Source organism: Planctomycetaceae bacterium, assembly GCA_021371795.1.
GTDB lineage: Bacteria > Planctomycetota > Phycisphaerae > Sedimentisphaerales > UBA12454 > UBA12454.
In genome coordinates this window covers 12,617-30,789 of record JAJFVK010000006.1, presented here as the reverse complement: position 1 = coordinate 30,789, position 18,173 = coordinate 12,617, and the positions used below count along the sequence as shown (strand labels likewise).

General features: G+C 40.4%; 15 protein-coding genes. 1 reads left to right on the top strand and 14 read right to left on the bottom strand.

What is annotated here, in order from left to right; translation table 11 throughout:
- Nucleotides 1-10: 10 nt before the first annotated feature.
- From LLF92_02620 to LLF92_02610, 3 genes are read right to left on the bottom strand one after another with little or no spacing between them, the layout of a single operon-like run.
- Nucleotides 11-1,240: a Gfo/Idh/MocA family oxidoreductase gene (locus LLF92_02620; protein MCE5340011.1), complete on the bottom strand. Its 1,230-nt coding sequence runs from the start codon at nt 1,238-1,240 to the stop codon at nt 11-13.
- A 19-nt stretch (nt 1,241-1,259) separates the two neighbouring features.
- The gene (locus LLF92_02615; protein ID MCE5340010.1) at nt 1,260-2,516 is read right to left on the bottom strand and encodes a Glu/Leu/Phe/Val dehydrogenase; all 1,257 of its coding nucleotides are present in this window, start codon (nt 2,514-2,516) and stop codon (nt 1,260-1,262) included.
- Nucleotides 2,517-2,527: 11 nt separating this feature from the next.
- Nucleotides 2,528-3,196: a FadR family transcriptional regulator gene (locus tag LLF92_02610; GenBank protein ID MCE5340009.1), complete on the bottom strand. Its 669-nt coding sequence runs from the start codon at nt 3,194-3,196 to the stop codon at nt 2,528-2,530.
- 138 nt (nt 3,197-3,334) lie between these two features.
- Here LLF92_02610 and LLF92_02605 point away from each other — a divergent pair, with 138 nt between their 5' ends.
- Complete coding sequence (locus tag LLF92_02605; protein ID MCE5340008.1) at nt 3,335-4,234, top strand: amidohydrolase family protein; 900 nt, start codon at nt 3,335-3,337, stop codon at nt 4,232-4,234.
- An 88-nt stretch (nt 4,235-4,322) separates the two neighbouring features.
- Here the strand turns inward: LLF92_02605 and LLF92_02600 are convergent, their stop codons facing one another.
- The 11 genes from LLF92_02600 to LLF92_02550 form a co-directional block, all read right to left on the bottom strand.
- Complete coding sequence (locus tag LLF92_02600; GenBank protein MCE5340007.1) at nt 4,323-5,282, bottom strand: hypothetical protein; 960 nt, start codon at nt 5,280-5,282, stop codon at nt 4,323-4,325.
- Between the two features lie 120 nt (nt 5,283-5,402).
- On the bottom strand, nt 5,403-6,533 hold the full coding sequence (locus LLF92_02595) for a carbohydrate kinase family protein (protein ID MCE5340006.1): 1,131 nt from the start codon (nt 6,531-6,533) through the stop codon (nt 5,403-5,405).
- 1 nt (nt 6,534) lies between these two features.
- Nucleotides 6,535-6,696, bottom strand: a complete 162-nt coding sequence (locus LLF92_02590; GenBank protein MCE5340005.1) for a hypothetical protein — start codon at nt 6,694-6,696, stop codon at nt 6,535-6,537.
- Nucleotides 6,697-6,933: 237 nt separating this feature from the next.
- On the bottom strand, nt 6,934-7,185 hold the full coding sequence (locus LLF92_02585) for a hypothetical protein (protein MCE5340004.1): 252 nt from the start codon (nt 7,183-7,185) through the stop codon (nt 6,934-6,936).
- Between the two features lie 25 nt (nt 7,186-7,210).
- Nucleotides 7,211-7,549 carry a hypothetical protein gene (locus LLF92_02580; GenBank protein MCE5340003.1) on the bottom strand — a complete coding sequence of 113 codons (339 nt, stop codon included), beginning with the start codon at nt 7,547-7,549 and terminating at the stop codon, nt 7,211-7,213.
- Nucleotides 7,550-7,765: 216 nt separating this feature from the next.
- Complete coding sequence (locus tag LLF92_02575; protein MCE5340002.1) at nt 7,766-8,782, bottom strand: hypothetical protein; 1,017 nt, start codon at nt 8,780-8,782, stop codon at nt 7,766-7,768.
- Nucleotides 8,783-8,793: 11 nt separating this feature from the next.
- Nucleotides 8,794-9,906 (bottom strand): hypothetical protein, encoded by a 1,113-nt coding sequence (locus LLF92_02570; GenBank protein MCE5340001.1) that lies wholly within the window; start codon nt 9,904-9,906, stop codon nt 8,794-8,796.
- Nucleotides 9,907-9,945: 39 nt separating this feature from the next.
- Nucleotides 9,946-11,334, bottom strand: coding sequence for an MFS transporter (locus tag LLF92_02565; protein MCE5340000.1), 1,389 nt, complete (start codon nt 11,332-11,334; stop codon nt 9,946-9,948).
- Between the two features lie 173 nt (nt 11,335-11,507).
- The gene (locus LLF92_02560) at nt 11,508-14,027 is read right to left on the bottom strand and encodes a hypothetical protein (GenBank protein ID MCE5339999.1); all 2,520 of its coding nucleotides are present in this window, start codon (nt 14,025-14,027) and stop codon (nt 11,508-11,510) included.
- On the bottom strand, nt 14,024-16,138 hold the full coding sequence (locus tag LLF92_02555; protein ID MCE5339998.1) for a hypothetical protein: 2,115 nt from the start codon (nt 16,136-16,138) through the stop codon (nt 14,024-14,026). The genes LLF92_02560 and LLF92_02555 overlap by 4 nt, the downstream gene beginning before the upstream one ends.
- A complete protein-coding gene (locus LLF92_02550; protein MCE5339997.1) occupies nt 16,135-18,171 on the bottom strand; it encodes a hypothetical protein in 2,037 nt (678 codons plus the stop codon). The genes LLF92_02555 and LLF92_02550 overlap by 4 nt, the downstream gene beginning before the upstream one ends.
- Nucleotides 18,172-18,173: the final 2 nt, after the last annotated feature.

Sequence of the window (18,173 nt, the reverse complement as noted above, 5' to 3'; positions counted from 1 at the left end):
GCTCTGATAATTAGTTTTTAAGTTTCACACCGGCATTTTCGCCGTAGATAATTTCAACTTCCTTGCCGCCATTTAATATCGAAAGCCTTCCGGCTTCCATAACCAATTCGTTATAACTGCTGTTGGCGGGAGTCGCCATAACACCCTGTTTGTCAAATTCCTTCAGCAATGCCTGGCGATGTTTCAAATCAGCCCCCAGACATTTATTAATATTTTTCAAAATAAATTCAATCGACCGATAGCCGTAACCAACGGGAGTCAGGCCGCCGTCGCCGAGATTTATATATTTGAAATAATCCGGACTCGGCTCGGAATAATATTTGCCGTCCCTTTTTTCAACGTAACAATATTCCAGGCCGCGGTATTGGTCATTGTGAACAAGCATTCCGCTTCTGCCGTTGCCTGCACAGTACATTCTCAATCCCTGGAAATTTCCGCCGGGACCGTCGTCGGGATAGCCCATAATATCAGTAACGTGCAGGCATGCGCCGTTGTCCCAAATTACTCTGCCATCCGTCCAGAGATACCCTTCGTTGCCGTTCGGATATTTATCTTTTATTCCGTAAACTGAAACCGACTTCGGCATCAGACCTGTAATGAAATGAACCTGGTCGATGTAATGACAGCCGACATAAGTGAACATATCTGAATTTTCGCAGGTACACCAGTTCTGGAAATTAGAGTGTCTGTAATAATAAGGCTCGTTCATTTCTGCGTGGCCGATTTTAAATTCGCCAAACAAACCGTCCCTGTACTGCTGACGTGCAAACAAAGCCCTGTCGTCGAGACGCTTGTGATACTCGACACCAATGGCAAGACCTTTTTCGTAAGCCTCTTTTTCAATTTCAAGAGCCTGATTATATTTGAGCACCAGCGGCTTTACGCACATTATATGCTGGTCGTTGGCAATCGCTTCTTTAAGAACCATATAATGAAGCTGGTCCGGCATCGCCACTACAACAATGCTGTGCTTCGGCAATTCGGCAATAGCCTTTTTGAAAAGGTCGGGCTGATTTTTCTTCGGGTCGCTGTCGAGCGAAGGAACCGCTTTGAAACCCTGATTCGGAAAAGCTCTTTTTAATGCTTCATCTTCGGCCAATACTTTCAGCGGCGCACTATTCAGGGCACAAACACTTATATCACCAATAATTCCCTGCCTCTGCAAATGATACAGTGAGGGAAGTATCTGCACCTGCGTAATCATACCGCCGCCGACCACTAAAACCTGTGATTTACTCATTATTAATTCCTTTCAGTTCTTATGGAAGTGCACCTAACGCCTGTGTCGCTTCCACAACCCTTCCAACCGCTATATCCATCGCGGCCTGACGCATTGTTAACTTATTTTTCTGTGAATAATCAAAAACCTGTTCAAATCTGTTATTCATTCTTTCGTTAAGTCTTTTATTAACCTGTTCAAGTGTCATTTGCTCACGCTGCGTTTCCTGCGTATATTCCAGATAAGACACAAATACACCGCCAGCGTTGCACAAAATATCAGGGATAATAAAAATGTTCCTTTGTGCCAAAATCTCATCAGCATCCGGTATAGTTGGCGAATTCGCGCCTTCGGCAATAATTTTGGCTTTAATATTTTTGGCTATATCACTGGTTATGACCGACTGCGTGGCAGCGGGAACGAGAATATCGCAATCGCATGTTAAAACATCATCATTTGTGCATTCCTTTGCCACAGGATAGCCGCAAATTTGACCACATTCTTTTACGTATCCTGCTAAATGTTTCATATCAATTCCATGCTCATCTTTTATCCCACCTGTTACATCCGAGACAGCCACTATCTTTGCTCCGAATTCGGAAAGTTCCATTGCAGCGATAGAGCCGACATTGCCAAAGCCCTGCACAGCTATACGAGTTTGTTTTATGTCAAGTCCGAGCTTTTCACACGCAGCAAGAACTGTATATGCAACACCTCTTCCAGTCGCCTCTTTTCTGCCTACTATGCCGCCCAGTATTATTGGTTTGCCTGTAACATAACAGCCGTTAGTTATGGATTGGCCTCTGGAATACGCAAGGCAGTCTCTTATATGTCCCATATCAGCTTCATTTGTACCCATATCAGGAGCAGGCACATAAATTTCCGGGCCAATGTGCCGCATTGCACCACGTGTAAATGAACGAATAATTATTTCCTTGTCTTCCTGGCTGATTCCGACCGGGTCAAACTGTATGCCGCTTTTGCCGCCGCCGAAAGGCACGCCTATTAGAGCAGTTTTCCACGTCATCTCCATCGCAAGCCCCTGAATGTCGTCAACCGTTACAGATGCAGACATTCTTATCCCGCCCTTGGCCGGTCCGAGCGAATCCCTGTGCTTAACGATATACGTCTTAACTTGTATATGCCTGCCGTCGCTCAAAGTTGGATTTAATGTCAACTCTATTTTTTCTTTGGGCTCTAAAAGTCTGTTAAGTATATTGTCAGAAACTTTCAACCTGACCGCTGTTTGTTCAAGATTCAATTTCGCAGTTTGTAAAATTCCACATACATTTTTCATAAGTAACTCTTTCATAATTTTGAAGTTTCTAAAATTTCATCTAAATGCTGTCCAAGTATCTTCACGCCTTGCCTGGCATCTTTTTTCCGGATAGCGTCAAAAATTTTCTTATGGAAGTTCAACGCTTTTTCTTCCTCACCTTCGTGAATGCTGCTGTACACCTGTGAATATTTCAAATATTCAGAAATAGCTTCAAACGCCGTTACCAGAACAAGATTTTTACTCATTGCGACAATCGCCTTGTGGAAATTCATATCGTTTATTAGAAAATCAGGCAAATCATCGACCGTTTTTGTCATCTTGCTAATAATACCGTCCAAAACGCCTACTTCCTCTCTTGTCGCATTTTCGCAGGCAAGTTTAAGCGATGGTATCTCAATAATTTTTCTTGCATTTATAATATCATTCAGACTCACATCCTTGAAATTCGGCGGCAGAACTTTGGGCGGCAGTTTTTTCTCTGAATATTTTCTTATATAGATACCGCTTCTTGGCACAATCCTGATTACCCCAAGACTCTGCAAATCCGCCAGCCCCTGTCTTAACGTCCCCCTGCTTACGCCCAGTTTTTCACAAAGGACTCTTTCTGCGGGGAGTTTCCGCCCTCGCTTGAAGACTCCCGTAGAAACAAGCTGGATTACTTTTCTTACAACTTTTATCCCAAGTAATTCTTTATCCATATCAATTTTCCAAATCTGGTACATATAATATACCAGATAGCCGGCAGATATGTCAAGCCTAAAAAAAAATATTATTGCACAAATGGCGACTACTGGTATAATGACTATACCAGATTAGATTAAAGGAAACGGATTATAATGAAACTTATCGACCTGCAAGTAAATGGATATATGGGAGTGGACTTTTCAAGTCCTCAACTGACGGAATCCGACTTTATATACGCCTGTCAAAAAATGATAAAACACGGCGTAACGGCATTTCTACCGACAATAATCACAAGTTCTGAAAATGTGTACAAAAGGAACCTTTCGTTAATCGCAAAAGCATCGGAAAAACCGGAATTAAAGGAACATATTCTCGGCATTCATGCCGAAGGGCCTTTTATCTCCAAAGAATCCGGTGCCGTGGGAGCGCATAATCCAAAATGGACAAAAAAAACTGATATCGATTTTTTAAAAAAAATGCAGGAATGGGCAAATGGCAAAATAAAAATCCTGACAATGGCCGCTGAATTGCAGAACGCAGACAAGTTATGCAAATATGCCTGCAAAAATAACATTAGTGTTTTCCTCGGTCATCAGAATGCACAGTTAAACGACCTCGAAAGACTTGCCGATGCTGGAGCAAAGGCAGTTACTCATCTTGGCAATGGAATGCCGAATATGGTTAATCGCCACGACAACATGCTGCAATATGGCCTGGCCTGTGATAAACTGGCGGCAACCATCATTACCGATGGCCATCATTTACCTGCGCATTTAATAAAAACAATAATAAGAGCGAAAGGTGTCGATAAAGTAACTGTCATCAGCGATGCTTCACCAATCGCCGGAATGCCGCCTGGAAAATACAATGTGCTTGAAAATGAAACTGTGCTTGAAAAGAATGGGTATTTGCACAATCCAAAGAAAAAATGTATGGTCGGCTCATCCGCGACACTTGTAGAATGTTTAAAATATTTGAATAAACTAAATATACTAACAAGCCGGCAAATTAAAAAGGTTGTATATAATAATCCGTTGCAATTAATCTCATAATCACATAAGGAAAAATTACCCGGAAATTATTTTTCATTCAGTCCGCACAGACTGAACTTCGACGCCATTTGGACGATTAAATAAACTGTCAAATTTTGACAATAGATAATTTTGACAGATATTCCATCCCTGCCTCGGCGGCTTTGGTCATATTAACAGGTTCTATGCCTTGCTCCACAGCAAGTTTCATCGTACCGAATATTCTGTCATTCTCGCCAAGTTTTCGCTGTGGATCCCTTGCTGCTCGTTCTATCGTGTCATCCAAATATGGATTCGTCATTCGCCCAAGCAAATCTTCAGCATATGCTTTATAGCCTTGTTCTGTAAATAACTCATCATTAAGATGTGTATATTTTTTTATTAGTGCAGCGCCGGATTCTTTTATAAATGCATCTCCGGCTATCTGCATTATATCTTTATCATTTTTCAATTCTGCCATTTTCTTATAACCTTTTTGTGCGCCTAAATATGCTAAAAGCGCATGGATTGCGTTATGGCCATAAAGCTTGGCTTCTTCAAATGGAAGCAAATCTTCTTTTTCAATAAAGACTCTTATGCCTGGTGCAAAATCAGGAAGATGACATTTCGTTACAAGGATTTTATTAAATTCCTCAACTAAAAACGCCCTGTCAACTCCGGGAACTATTGTTTTCAGGTTCTTTCTTTGGATTTCATCCTTATCAGTTACAACCTGACTCATCTTGCCAATAACTGTATTTAAAAATTGTACATTTTTAAATGAACCAACTTTTTGTTCAAGAATTTCCGCTGCGTGATTATTATTTTCAGCGGTATAAACTATCACATTATTGGTTTTACTCAATCCTTCTTTAATTAATTGCGCAACACCTTTATCATAAAAATTCACCGATGGCAGAGATGTACAAAACTCTGTGGATTGCGAAATAGCTCTTATAAGTTCAGCCTTATCTTTATCAACTGATGGATTATAAATTTCAATGCCTTCAATCTTAAATGTCTCAGTGCAATTACTTTTTGCAACATTAATATAGTAACAGCCGTTGTTGGCACGAACTGCATCAACCAATTTCTGGTCAACTTCAGAAATAACAATCCTTGAGAAATTGCCGCTTTTATATGCTTCGTTGACAAATAATCCAGCCTGTATAGGCCCGAAACCGAAACCAGTAAATATATGATTTTTCATTTATTTTATTATTTCCAACATCTTGCCATAATTTTCTATGCTGCCATATCGGCTGTTTAATGGTGCTTTTATATAAAGAGATGCAAATAAATTACCCATTTGGATTGCCTGCTCAATATCAATCTTACCATTTTTAAATTCATCGATATTTTTTGCGATATATGTAACAACGCCAGCTCTGAATGAATCACCGGCGCCTACCAAATCCGTTACTCCCTTCCCCATAAAACGAGATGTTATCTTCTTCGGAGCTATAACATTTCCATTTGCATCTTTATAAGTTATATAGGCACCATCTTTCACCGTTACGCCGAAGATTTTGAAGTTTTTGTATTCCTTAGATAAGAATTTCAGGAAATTTACTATAAAATCATGCTCCGGAATATTCTCTCCAAGTGTGTTGGCTATCATTCTCGCTTCATCATACGATGTGAAAAATATATCAAGCTCAGGTAATAACGGTTCTAAAAGCTTGTATTCAGGAACAACGGCTTTTTCTTCTATCAGTTTTTGCGGATTGCCTGTAAGCGTATGACTGTCAATAATTGTAACTATTCCTTTTTGTCTACACCACTTGATAAAATTAGCAAGGTCTTTACCTTCACTTGCATCGCCTCGGTCTGACAGACCTGAATACATATAGAAAACTATTTTAGGTGAAAGTGTTTCAACAGATTTTTTAAAATACTCGAAATCAAAATCATTATTCGCATTTGGGAAATATGCTATTCCGCCACGTTCATGATTTACTTTTTCATAAATAAATGTCGTACCTGTCGGCAGCTTGGGATGAACAAACGTTTGTGACATATCGACATTATGTCTTGTCATCATATCATAGAAGAATCTGCCCTGCGCATCAAGGCCATCAAAATCACCTTGACCGAGATTTACACCAACAGCAACTTTTAAACCTGCTTTGGCGATTAACGGCGCAGTATTACCCGGCCCGCCTGCGGTAACCATACCTTTATCTATCCATTGCTTATACTCTTTTTGAGTATAAGCAGGCATATCTTTGGTTTTACATCTTGCAAGACCTCCTGGGCCGGCAAGTTTTTCTGTAAAGGTGAATTCATCGCTGCGAAAATCGGCGACCGCTGTATTTAAAATTAAAATATCAATAGACATATTAGTGCCCGTCTTTAACAAAAGCAGCAAATTCTGCCTTTAGTCTATTATCCTGAGGATAGCCCTGCCCCCAAGTACTGACGAAATCCTTCAGCATATTTTTGCCGCATTGAGAACCCCTTTTTACGGCATAATCCTTCATCATTTCAATATACTTATCCATACCGTGATGTGCCAGCAGCCAGTCCCTCTGACTCTTGTGACAGCAAAACATTTTTCTATAGTTTCAATTACAGAACTTACGTCCACATACTATGAATAGCCCAGCCAGCTTTTTTCAGCAGTGGCATTGTTCCAATACATACAAACTCCGCATCATCAGGACGCAAACACACAGATAATGCTATTTTATACGCCATGAATATTCCTTATATTTTTGACAAAGTCAATAAAATATTTATTATTTTTTGTATTTTCTCTGACTCACGCGAAATGCCCAGGTCTGGCAAACATCAACACATTCCGACTTTCCTGTTCCTGAACCGATTGCCGGTGCGTGATATTCCAACTCGCAGAAATTACCCCATTGGCTGTTATTTATCTTGCAAGCCTGAAAAGCAAAATCTGTTCGCTGCATATCATTAAATGGCACATCGAGATATTTGCCGGACAGATTCACAAAAAAGTATCGCACAATCGGAGTTTTCAGCATGTCATCGCCATAAGCATAACCGGCCCTAAATGAAAAACGCCGGCAAAATGTACCGGCGTTTTAAATGTTGATTAATGATAATTTGCCTAATCATTTGAGGGTCATCGGCTATTAAACTGACAAAACTCATCATAGTGTCGCCTTGAGGGATTTCGTAAGTCGCATCGCCGTGCATCATGAGAAAATAATCCTGATTTGACAGTTCATGGATATGTTCAAATGTTCGCAGAAGTTCACCATCAAGATCGCTCGTCCATCCCTGGGGCGGATGAAAGAATATCGCCGAATGCTCATACTCGCGAGCGATCTGAACATACACATCTGCAATATCACGCCGATGCAGTATACGTTCAGTTTCAGACATCTGGCCCCATTGCCCGTAATTGCGATAGATCGGGTGTACCTTGCCAAATGCCTCCATAGTCAAAAAGAAAACCAGTTCAAAATGAGGCACTCTACCCAGAGGCTGCCTGCATTCCAAAGCATTAATGAATCGTTCTTTATGAGTCATAAATTATGTATCTTCCTTTGCAACTGCATTTAAGGGACAACCAGAAGATTACCTCAAAATAGCATACGACTATTTTTCTGCTGTTTTGGAGAATTTGTCCCATTCCTCAAAAACAGTCTCCACGTTTTCTGGTTTTGCCGCCGGGCCAAATTCGCATTGTGCTATAATTCCACCATTAGAATACAATGCTTTTCCAATATTCTTTACTGCCTCACGAATCTCGTCTAATGAAGCATAAGGCAGCAAATGTTGACGGTCTATTTCGCCCCAAAATGTAATTTTGCCGCGAAACGCAGCAAGATTTTCAATACCCATACAGAATATCTGAGAATTGATGGCATCGAGCCCAAGTTCTATCAGATCAGGAAAAATATCTATAATATAACCATCCGAGTGCATAAACACCTTCTTGCCATACTTGTGTGCTATATCAATATAAGCCTTATATAACGGCTTGAATACACTACGCCACATCACAGGAGAAATCAACAAGGAATTCTGGCTGCCCCAATCATCCATAAAAAATATCGCATCAACATTGGTTTGACACCATCGCTCTACGTTTTCAAGATAAAATTGGTGTATTTTTTTGAGGAGTTTGTCGAATTCCGATGGCCACGTAGCAAGATTCAAATAGACGTTTGTGCTGCCACATATAAACTGCAACCGCTCAAATGGCCGCGGACAGCAACCAGCAAACACAAACTTTTCACTCTGTGCACACCATGCATTTATCTCTTCAATATCAAACGTAAGTAATTCTTCCGGTACCCGTACCTTTTCCCATTCCGTAATGTCATTAAGTTGAGATTTCTTCACCTCACCTATCACGCCCCTTTGAATGTTTTCAAATATACAACCCCACTCGTCAATATACGTACCAACAGCATAAGAATCTCCCACGGTCTTTGGTTTATAACGAAATTGAAATTCAGGAACAACAATATCATCAGGATATGCCGCTCTGATACGTTGACAGTCCTTTGGATATTCTTGTTCGGCCCAAGGTAGTAACCAAATATGTCGCGGGATACGTTTAGGTCGTTTGAATTCCAATGTTCTGTATACTAATTCTCTCGATGTCATTATTTTCTCCATTAGCAATTAAATTGATCATTATATTCATCAACAATTTTTTTAACAAACAGCACCCGATTAATATCAGCAGTAGATGCAACTTCATCAGAGGCTCCTAATACAAGTTTAGGGGCAAAAAGTTCGATTACTTTTTTTGTGCTCGCTTCAAGAGTTTCAAGCGAATACATAGGATCAAAAAATAGTGCGGGAACACCATCCCAAAGGAACATTTCATCGCCAAGAGCATTTTTTACATCTTCCAAAGTCACGTCCCCCTGCGGTAAAGGAGTAATGGCCTCAATTCCATCCATTCCGGTTTCTTTTGCATAAGGCAGAATTTGTTTGCAGTTTCCATCCCAATGCGCAAAAACAAATTTCCCTTTTTTATGAAGCTTTTCGCATCTGTGCTGACAAGCAGGTAAATGATATTTAACGAATAAAGGTGGAGAAAGCAATTGGCAATGAATGTTTTCACCAAAATTTATAATATCAATAGGACAGGCATTAATGATATCCAGCAGCGGTTCGTGACATATTTCAAGCGATTTGAAGTACGCTTCAACAAGGTCTGGATGCTCATATATCGCCATTACGCCATTTTCGATGCCCATTTTTTCAAGAAACAAACTCATTACGTTCATTCTTGGCATAAACATCACTGGGGCACCCAGATCGCCAAGTTCAGTCTGCAATTTATCATAAGTCGCCTGATTCCATCTCCAAGCAACATGCTCCTCACGCCAGATTGCGATTCTAAGGTCATCCATAGTTTCGACTTCCCATTTGATTCGCTGAGGATGGAGATTGTTGGGGCTATATTTAAAAATTTCTTTTGTTGTACCAACAGGCGTTTGCCAGTCAAATTCGAGAATGTCATCCTCGCGATGCGAACTGAATTTCACCCTGCCGTCTTCAATACGTTCGAAACAGGCATTATACTCATAAAGCCGAGCCGAGCAATCGAGTTTTCGATATAAATCATGAAGAGATAAACCGGTATAAGGCTGCGGCAAAGGAGTTTTTGTGAATTGACGGTCATCATACCAGCAGCCAATCCGCGGCTGCCATATAATTCTGCCTTTCGCTTTTCCAAAAACCACATCATGATGCAATTTCGACCAATTTTTACTCATTAACAATTTTGCCAATTATTCCAAAATAAATTTCCATAGCTACCCTTGAACCTTGACACGCATAATTTTCAGCGATTGTTGTATCTCGCAAACTTTTTTCTTGGATAACGGGTATATATATGCCAATATCAGAGCTGTTGCCAAAAACAGCACCGGCAGCAAAATCATCATAAACCTTAACCTGAAAATAGTGATACTGCTGCTGGTATTTAAATCCGCGTTATAGCCCGTCCATGAAATAACATATCCACTAACAATCATAATCAAAGAAATGCCTGCCTTTTGAATAAAAGCGTTTACTGCGCCATACATTCCTTCCTGGCGACACCCGGTCGTCAGTTCATCGAAATCGCATATATCCGCCATCAGCGATGGTACTATAACCCACGCACAGGTCATTGCAGGACCAAGCATCAAAAATAAAACCAGCTGCAAGTAGGGATGCTGAGGCGTAAAGCAAAACCAGCTTGATGCTATCGCTACTATAACAAGTACGAGCCCAAACACCAATATTGCCTTTTTACCAAATAACCGAGAGCCATAATTTATGAACGGTACCGATAGGAAACCGGTTATACCATACGCATAAGACCCGTACATAGTGAGTTTTGATGTCATCTGTTCATTACCACTCAGAATATAGGCCATGTTTATGTAGTACATCAACGGGAAAACAAGGAGATACCCAACCACCATAAACAAACTAACTCCACATGCGATTAAAAACGGTTTGTTTTTTAATGTCGCCTTAAATGCATCCCTGAGCCGTATTGGGTCTTGGTGCAAAACTCTTTCTTTGCACCAAATAGCCGGCAAAATACCAAATAAAATTATAGTTATTCCAAAAATCAATCCTACAATCCGCACCCCCTCAATCTTATTACTGCCAAACCAAAAACACATTGGAAACGCCAGTGGACCAAACACAGTGCCAATGAACTGACTAAAAAAAGTTTTGAACGACATAATACTGGTACGTTCATCATAATCAGAACTTAATTCATATCCCAACGCATAGAAAGGAATTGCAAATACCCCGTATGTCGTAAAAAATAAAACAGAAATAACAGCAAAATATCCAAGAATTACGACTTTATGCTGGCCTGTAGGCGGCGACCACATTGCAATACATAACAGACCTGTCAGAATCGCACCTGCAAAAATAAAAGGTTTTCTTCTGCCCCAGCGAGTCTTGGCATTATCTGAAATATGACCCACCAAAAGGTCCACAATGGCATCCCATAAGCGTGGTACGCCTATAGCCCAGCCTATCCAGCGTGCATCAATACCTAAACCTGCCTGATAAATAGGATACACAAGTATAAAGATGATATTAGCCATCAACACTTCACCGCCGCCGCCTAAACCATAGGCACTTTTTTCCCAAAATGATACCTGCGGCTTTTTTGTAGTTTGTTCTAAAATCATCCTTTTGCTATTTTCAATCCTTTTCTATAAGACGTTCATAGCATTCTAAATATTGTGAAATGCTTTTGATAACAATTGTATTATTGCTCGCACATCTCACAGTTTACACTATTTAATGCAGTTTCTTTTATTTGACCGAGGATGGCACGAATTTTATTTTGAATCCGTATGTTTTATCTCCGCTTCTCCATAAGATCAGTTTCAAACCATTTTTTTGTTCTGTTGTCTATTCGTATAGTTTTAATTTCATAAGCCGAGAAATTTAGTTTCACTTTAGTCCCAAGAGCAGGCAAGCTCAAAACTGTAGATCGCTTCTGACCCGTAGGCTCAAAAAGTCTGATGATCCAATCATTATTGTTCTGAGCTTTCTTTATAGCCGAAATCTGGATTGCATTATCACTGAGAATTGCAGCAGGACTTATCTCTTTACCGTTGCCGGATGGGAAAAATGACAGAGCAAAAGGTTTTTCATTTTTGACTAATGCTTCACGGTCAATTGTGATTCGCCTTGCGTTCAACCTGCCACCATTAATCCAATATCTGAATATATGCTCACCCTGGTCTATTCTGGGCGTGAACCTATCTTGCGGAATAATGGGTTTATTTTCAATCGGGTGACCGGAATATGCCGGTGATCGCAATAAACTCAGACGAACTGTATTGTCTTGAAAATCGGAGCCATATGTGCCATCATTGATGCATGAAAACATAAGTCCTTTTTGCTCAGCAACAGCGGCGACCCATTTTTGTGCAACTGCTTCGTTTCCATTATTAGACAGTTCATTTACGCCATAAGCTGTTTGGCCAATATACTTTTTAAAACTTTGCTGCAGAGGTATTGACACTTTTAGGAGTTGGTCCTTTTGATTCCAAAATACCCTGTATTCTATTTCTATTTCGGTACCGATTTTGGGTAATTTGTAACGCACCACAATGTATGAGTCACGATAGCTTAAAAGCACTTCGACAACGGCTCTTACCGGACCGTTTTCTATAACCCTCATTGGCTCCAAATTATTCTGAATACTTGTAAATTCGAATGCCTTCAACGGCTGCATCAATTTGAATCCACCCTCAACATCTCGGAATTTTATATCATTCATACCCCATGAATCAGAATTGTCCTTTAGTACAATAGGCTCAAAGGCACCAATCCTTATGAATTCCGTTCCATCTACCGCATACGAATCAAGCAAACCTGTTTGCGTATTAATTGTGCATTTCAACCGAGGATTTTTAAATATTAATTTCTTTTTATTAATATTGATATCGATTTTAGGCTTTTCAGCAACTTCGTAAGGTTCGCAATCAAATCTGTTGATTCCCGGTTTTAGACCAGCATAAAAAACCACACGTTTACGCCAGTCTACCGCCATACTGCTCAATTCCTGCTCAAGCTGCAAATCAACATGCTTGCCATTTTGATTCATAGCTATCATTGAAAAACTGCCCGAACGATTAAAATCCGATAAGTTGAATTCACACTCAACAATCTGTTTAACTTCGTATGGGTGCGGGTTGTAAACAAAAACAGGAATCTGACCGGTCTTCGCCGATTTTTGTTCCTTCGCACATGCGAATAATGCCCTGGCTTTTATCCTGGCAAGGATTTCAAGAGCATGATCAATATTCCTGACTGTAGCCTCTTCAACCGGCTGAATGGATGAGCCGGGCAGGGCATCATGAAATTCCGAGAACATCAGGTCACAGGCAACATCATAAAACTCCTGAACCGGATATTTCATTTTTGAATTCATTACAGCACATGCGGCCATTTTCTCGGTCGCATAGAGTTCGTTTTCAAGTTTACGATGCTTTTGTTTAATCCTCACCATCGATGTATAGCAACCTATAGCCCAAGAGATTAAACTTTGTTTAAACCGCGGCAAATGTGCTTTTTTCACAGACAACTGCTTAAAATAAGCTTCCGGTGTGGAATGCATTATTTTCACATCAGTTCTTTTATTTATAAGCTCATTAATCTGTGTTAAATCGATTCTCGATGGGCCGCCTCCGTGATTACCTACCCCCCAAAATATTGCAGAGCAAACAGGGTTATCACATAAACCTATGCGTTTTTCGATCTCCGGTGCCGCATGCCCTAAGGGAGTACTATACCAACCACAAAATCTACGGGCCATAATTTCAGAGCCATCAAAACCTTTCCATATAAAATCTTCAGCAGGCAACCCTAAAAACTGTTTCTGTGGTCTGCCGAATAGATATGAATCGAATCCGCTTTTTGCCAGTATTTGAACCAGACCACGGGTATGCCCAAATGAATCCAAATTAATTGCGGTAGTAGGCTCTACACCAAAATGCTTTTTAAAATATGTTTTGCCTAACAGAATCTGTCTTACAAATGACTCCCCACTGGGCAGGTTACAATCCGGCTGCAAATACCATCCGCCCATAATATGCCATTTACCAGCTTTAACCAATTTTTGTATTCTTTTGAAAAGTTCAGGGTCATACTCCTGTACCCACTTGTAAAGAATAACTTCATTATGATTGAAAACAAAACCTTCGAACTCTTCACAAAAATCAGCCGCTATTCTGAAAGTAGCAAGTGCTTCAGCGGCACCTTCTTCCCATTCCCATAGCCAGACCGGATCTAAATGAGCATTGCAAATTAGATGAATACTGCGTTTCATTGAAGTTTTATCCTTTTTTTGTTTTTTTAAATGTTTCATAATTTCTCAAGTTCTGCAATTTTCTGCAGCATCTCATCAATTTCTTTCTGTTCTGCTTCCACTCGTTCAGGCATATGAATCGGTTTAATCATTCCTTCGAATTCAAAATCATCCGAAATATTTGGCTTTTTCATCATTGCATCCAGCAGTTCCTGATCTAATTTTTTCATCTCTTCCAGTTGCGCTTCCGCCATATCAAAATTTTTATTATACAAATAAATAAACGCCTGTGTCATTGATAGACGCGATGCAATAAACTTTGACAAAACCTCGGTTTGAATCACTATATCTTCCATAAAAACCTGATTCTTCGGTTCCTTAGTCTGCATATAAAGCTGTTGGGCAGACATAACAGAATCCATTGCATTTTGCATTGATTTTGAATATTTTTCCATTCCCGGCAATGCTTTATTTAGTGCCTCAATGCTCAAAGTTTTAACCCGCTTCAAGTGAAACAACTCATATAACCGGTAACAATCGTAATAGTGGGTAACACCGCCAAAATCAATACAATAGGTTTCCCATACATCCTGCGTCAAATCTAATGCTCGCTGAATCTTGTCAGCTATGACAGCATCCTCCGCTCTTAAACACAACTGTGATGCGATAAAATTTTTCGCCAACATCTTGGTATCTGTTCCAAACGGATCCCAATTAAGTCGAGCCATAGCAACAAAATTCAATCCCGTTATCCACTCATGATCTTTTTCGGCCGCTAATGTCGAAAAACCCTCTAAGTTCGGAATTTTTGATTTATCTTTGGAGTATTGACGTATTCCAGCCTGAAGTCCTTTATACTGAACACAGCCAGCTTGATGAAATTCTTCGCCGGGCAAACATTGGGATATTAAAAAACGTTGTTTAACCTCGGTAATATTAGAATACGGCACATTGGGAAATGATGTCGGTTCCCAATCAATGCCCCATTTTGTTTGAATAATTACATTTCTGGGAAGTCTGTCTGCAATCTCCTTGTTACCGCCGCCACGAATCCAGCCTGTAATCCGTATATCAAGATCAGGACGCACCTCCAATGCAGCATTTACAATCGCCAATGTATATTCATGTAGTAGGGACTGCCATTGTCCCTCACATTTGGGGCAATGACAAGGGAACGACTCTCCCCACCAGCGAAAATGCAAACCTCCCAATGATGGATAGGCTTTCACAATCGCACGAATCTGACTCACAAACTTCTCTTCAAGACCGGGACTGGACATACAGAAAGCAGCCGGCCATTCAGGACGCTGCCTGGGCCCCATAAATTCAGGATAATTTTTAATAATTGTAGGATTTGGGGCACCCAAAACATAATTCATTAAATAAGGGGTAAGGCCACGGTCTCTGGCATATTTTAATAATTCTTCCCGTATTTTTGCCGCTTTATTAATCTCCTCGGAAGTGTATGGGGTCATTTTCTCGGTTTCAGGATTACATACTAACTCCCACCAATTCGTACCCATACTATATGGCCAATTGCCTATATAATTCATCTTGTGCCTTGCTAACCAATCGCACCATTTCTTCCATTCATAAGCACTGTCTTTAAATCCTCCGGGCTGACCACTAGTTCTACAAACAAATTTATCGCCCTTATCCGTATCAATCAGATCAGGTACCCCCAAAGCAAAATTTGACAGATCTATTCCTCGTAAACTATAAAAAGGCTTCTCTGAAACAGAATAGTCTGGCAGTTTCTTTAAGAAATCTTTTGCCTGACCAGGCATAACGCCAAAATCAATATCGACCTGATTCTTGTCAATCAAATATGGACTCGTCTGTTGGATAACCCATTCAATGAAGACTACCGCACCATAAAGAATGCCCTGCTCACTTGTCGCTGAAATATGCACACCGCCATTTTTGACTTCAAGCTGATAACCTTCTGCACCAAGTTGACTCAATTTTTGTGAAATATTAAAATGAACGAAAAGATTTGATCGCTCTCCATCCCCTGCCAAGGCTTCAAGTCGTTCGTTCAAAAGAGTTTTTGCATACTGCGTAATTCCATTCCCATCATCACCTTTAAATTCAATATTGAGTGCCGCCTGTGATGTAATATTGAACGCACTAATGAACAGCATTATAAAAAACAAATTACGTGTTATCATAAATCTTCTTTCTTAACACAATTCAATAAGTTTTCGTCATTAGAAGGCTCAATGCTTTCATAATTTTCAGCAGGCAAATGTCTATACCATAGTAAATACAGGCCAATTAAAGCTGTCACTAAAAAAATGGATGTAATCTTCAAAGCATACCAGTTCCCAATCAAAAACAGAAGCGGCAGTAGCAATATCGTAATCTGCCAAACAAAAGCAAAGGGCAAAGCTGCGATATCCAACAGATGTTCACGTCGCAGTGCCTTTCGTTTTTCAGGTGCGACAAGCGACTTGAAAGGTGCCCAAAAACCGAATGGACGAGTTTTTAAATAGAAGTTTTCAAGAACTTCTCTTTTGACCGGCGGCGCAAGATATGTTCCAATTATACTGGCTGCCATCCCGATTACCAAAATAACCGCAAACTGCTGCTGTTCAGACATCTCGGAAATAGCTTTCCATTCTGGGTTGATAATACCTATATACCGCTGAGCTATGGCAGCAAGAATTCCTGCAATAGTACCAGAAGCAAATCCCATTCCGTTAAAGCGCCACCAGTACATTCTTAGGGCAAGCGGAATAACAAGACCACCGGAGAGCCCCATCATCAGCCAGCCCCATATATCATTTATGTTTTTACTTGTATACGCCATCAGGGCTCCAACACTGACCAGAACAAAACCAAATACATAACTGGCCCAGATTAATTCTCGATTGCCTGCTTTTGGTCTGAGCAGATTTTGATAAATATCCCGTGTAAACAGTGCTGTCGTCATATTTATGAAAGAAGCAAATGTCGACATTGCCGCTGCAATCAAAGCCGTTAAAATAAGGCCGCGGATTCCACTGGGTATGTTGAACAAGAGCACCGCCGGCAGCACCCTTTCACTGTCAACAGTACCGTAAAAACTTAAAAGACTCAATTTGCGGTTCCAGTCACCTCCAAGAATAGAACGCAGCCCACTTATCAGGCCGGGATCATAACTATCCGGAGAATTCATCATACTGCTTATAAGCTCGGCCCATTTGTGCTGTTCAATTCCAGGTACGTGCTGTTTAATCAAAACCACAGCTGAATTGAGCACGCTCTTATCCGGAAAAAGATCCCCTATCAGAAAAATGCCAAGCACAACAAATCCCATCATAAAGAGCCATCTTATTGACATAAGGTTGCCACATAAAAATGAAAGTAACCCGCACTCACGATCATTCCTGGCGGCAAAGAATTTTGGTTCAGCTCCTCCACCTAAACCCTGTATAAACGTTTTGCCAAAATAAAATAATGTTATGAAAAACAAAGCACTATATCTCTCATAACCTTCCGGCATAGCCGTATGAAAACTCGGAACAGATGAAAACCAGTCAGCGTTTCCTGTAACATGACATGCCAGCACGGAAAAACTTTCAGTTTGATGTATTTGTGCCAAAGCCAAAAAGGAAATAAAAATTGCAGAAAAAACGAAAATGGACATCTGAAATATATCGGCGATAACCACACCATAAAAACCTGCCAGAATTGTATATAAATAGGTAACCGCGACAAGCATCAGTGAACATACCCATGGCGGAAACGGCAAAAACATTGAAATAAATAATCCGCCTCCGACCATTGAATACGCAAGCAGACCAAGTGCAAAAATTATTCCACTTGCGACAGCGGCAAACCTTGCGAAACGACCTCCAAAGCCTTCTCCAAATCTGAATTTCATCCATTCTGCCGAAGTCATACAGCCGGAACGGCAATGCCATTTACCAAGCCAAAGCATAACAAAAACAAGCACGAGACCTGCCCCGCCTCTGAATTCGACAAATAAACCACGCGGCCCAAGCATAAAAAGAAACGAAGTAATAATCATTGTGCCAGTCATATCCACCCACGCAGACATCCCGGAAATACCAAGAAGCCACCAGGGCAATCGCCTGCCCCCAAGAAAATAGTCGTTCAGACTTGCTGATGCACGTTTTTTTAGATAACAGCCAATACCTATTACAAGAAACAAATAAGCAAGAATAATTACGCAATCCAATAAACTAAGATATTTCATTT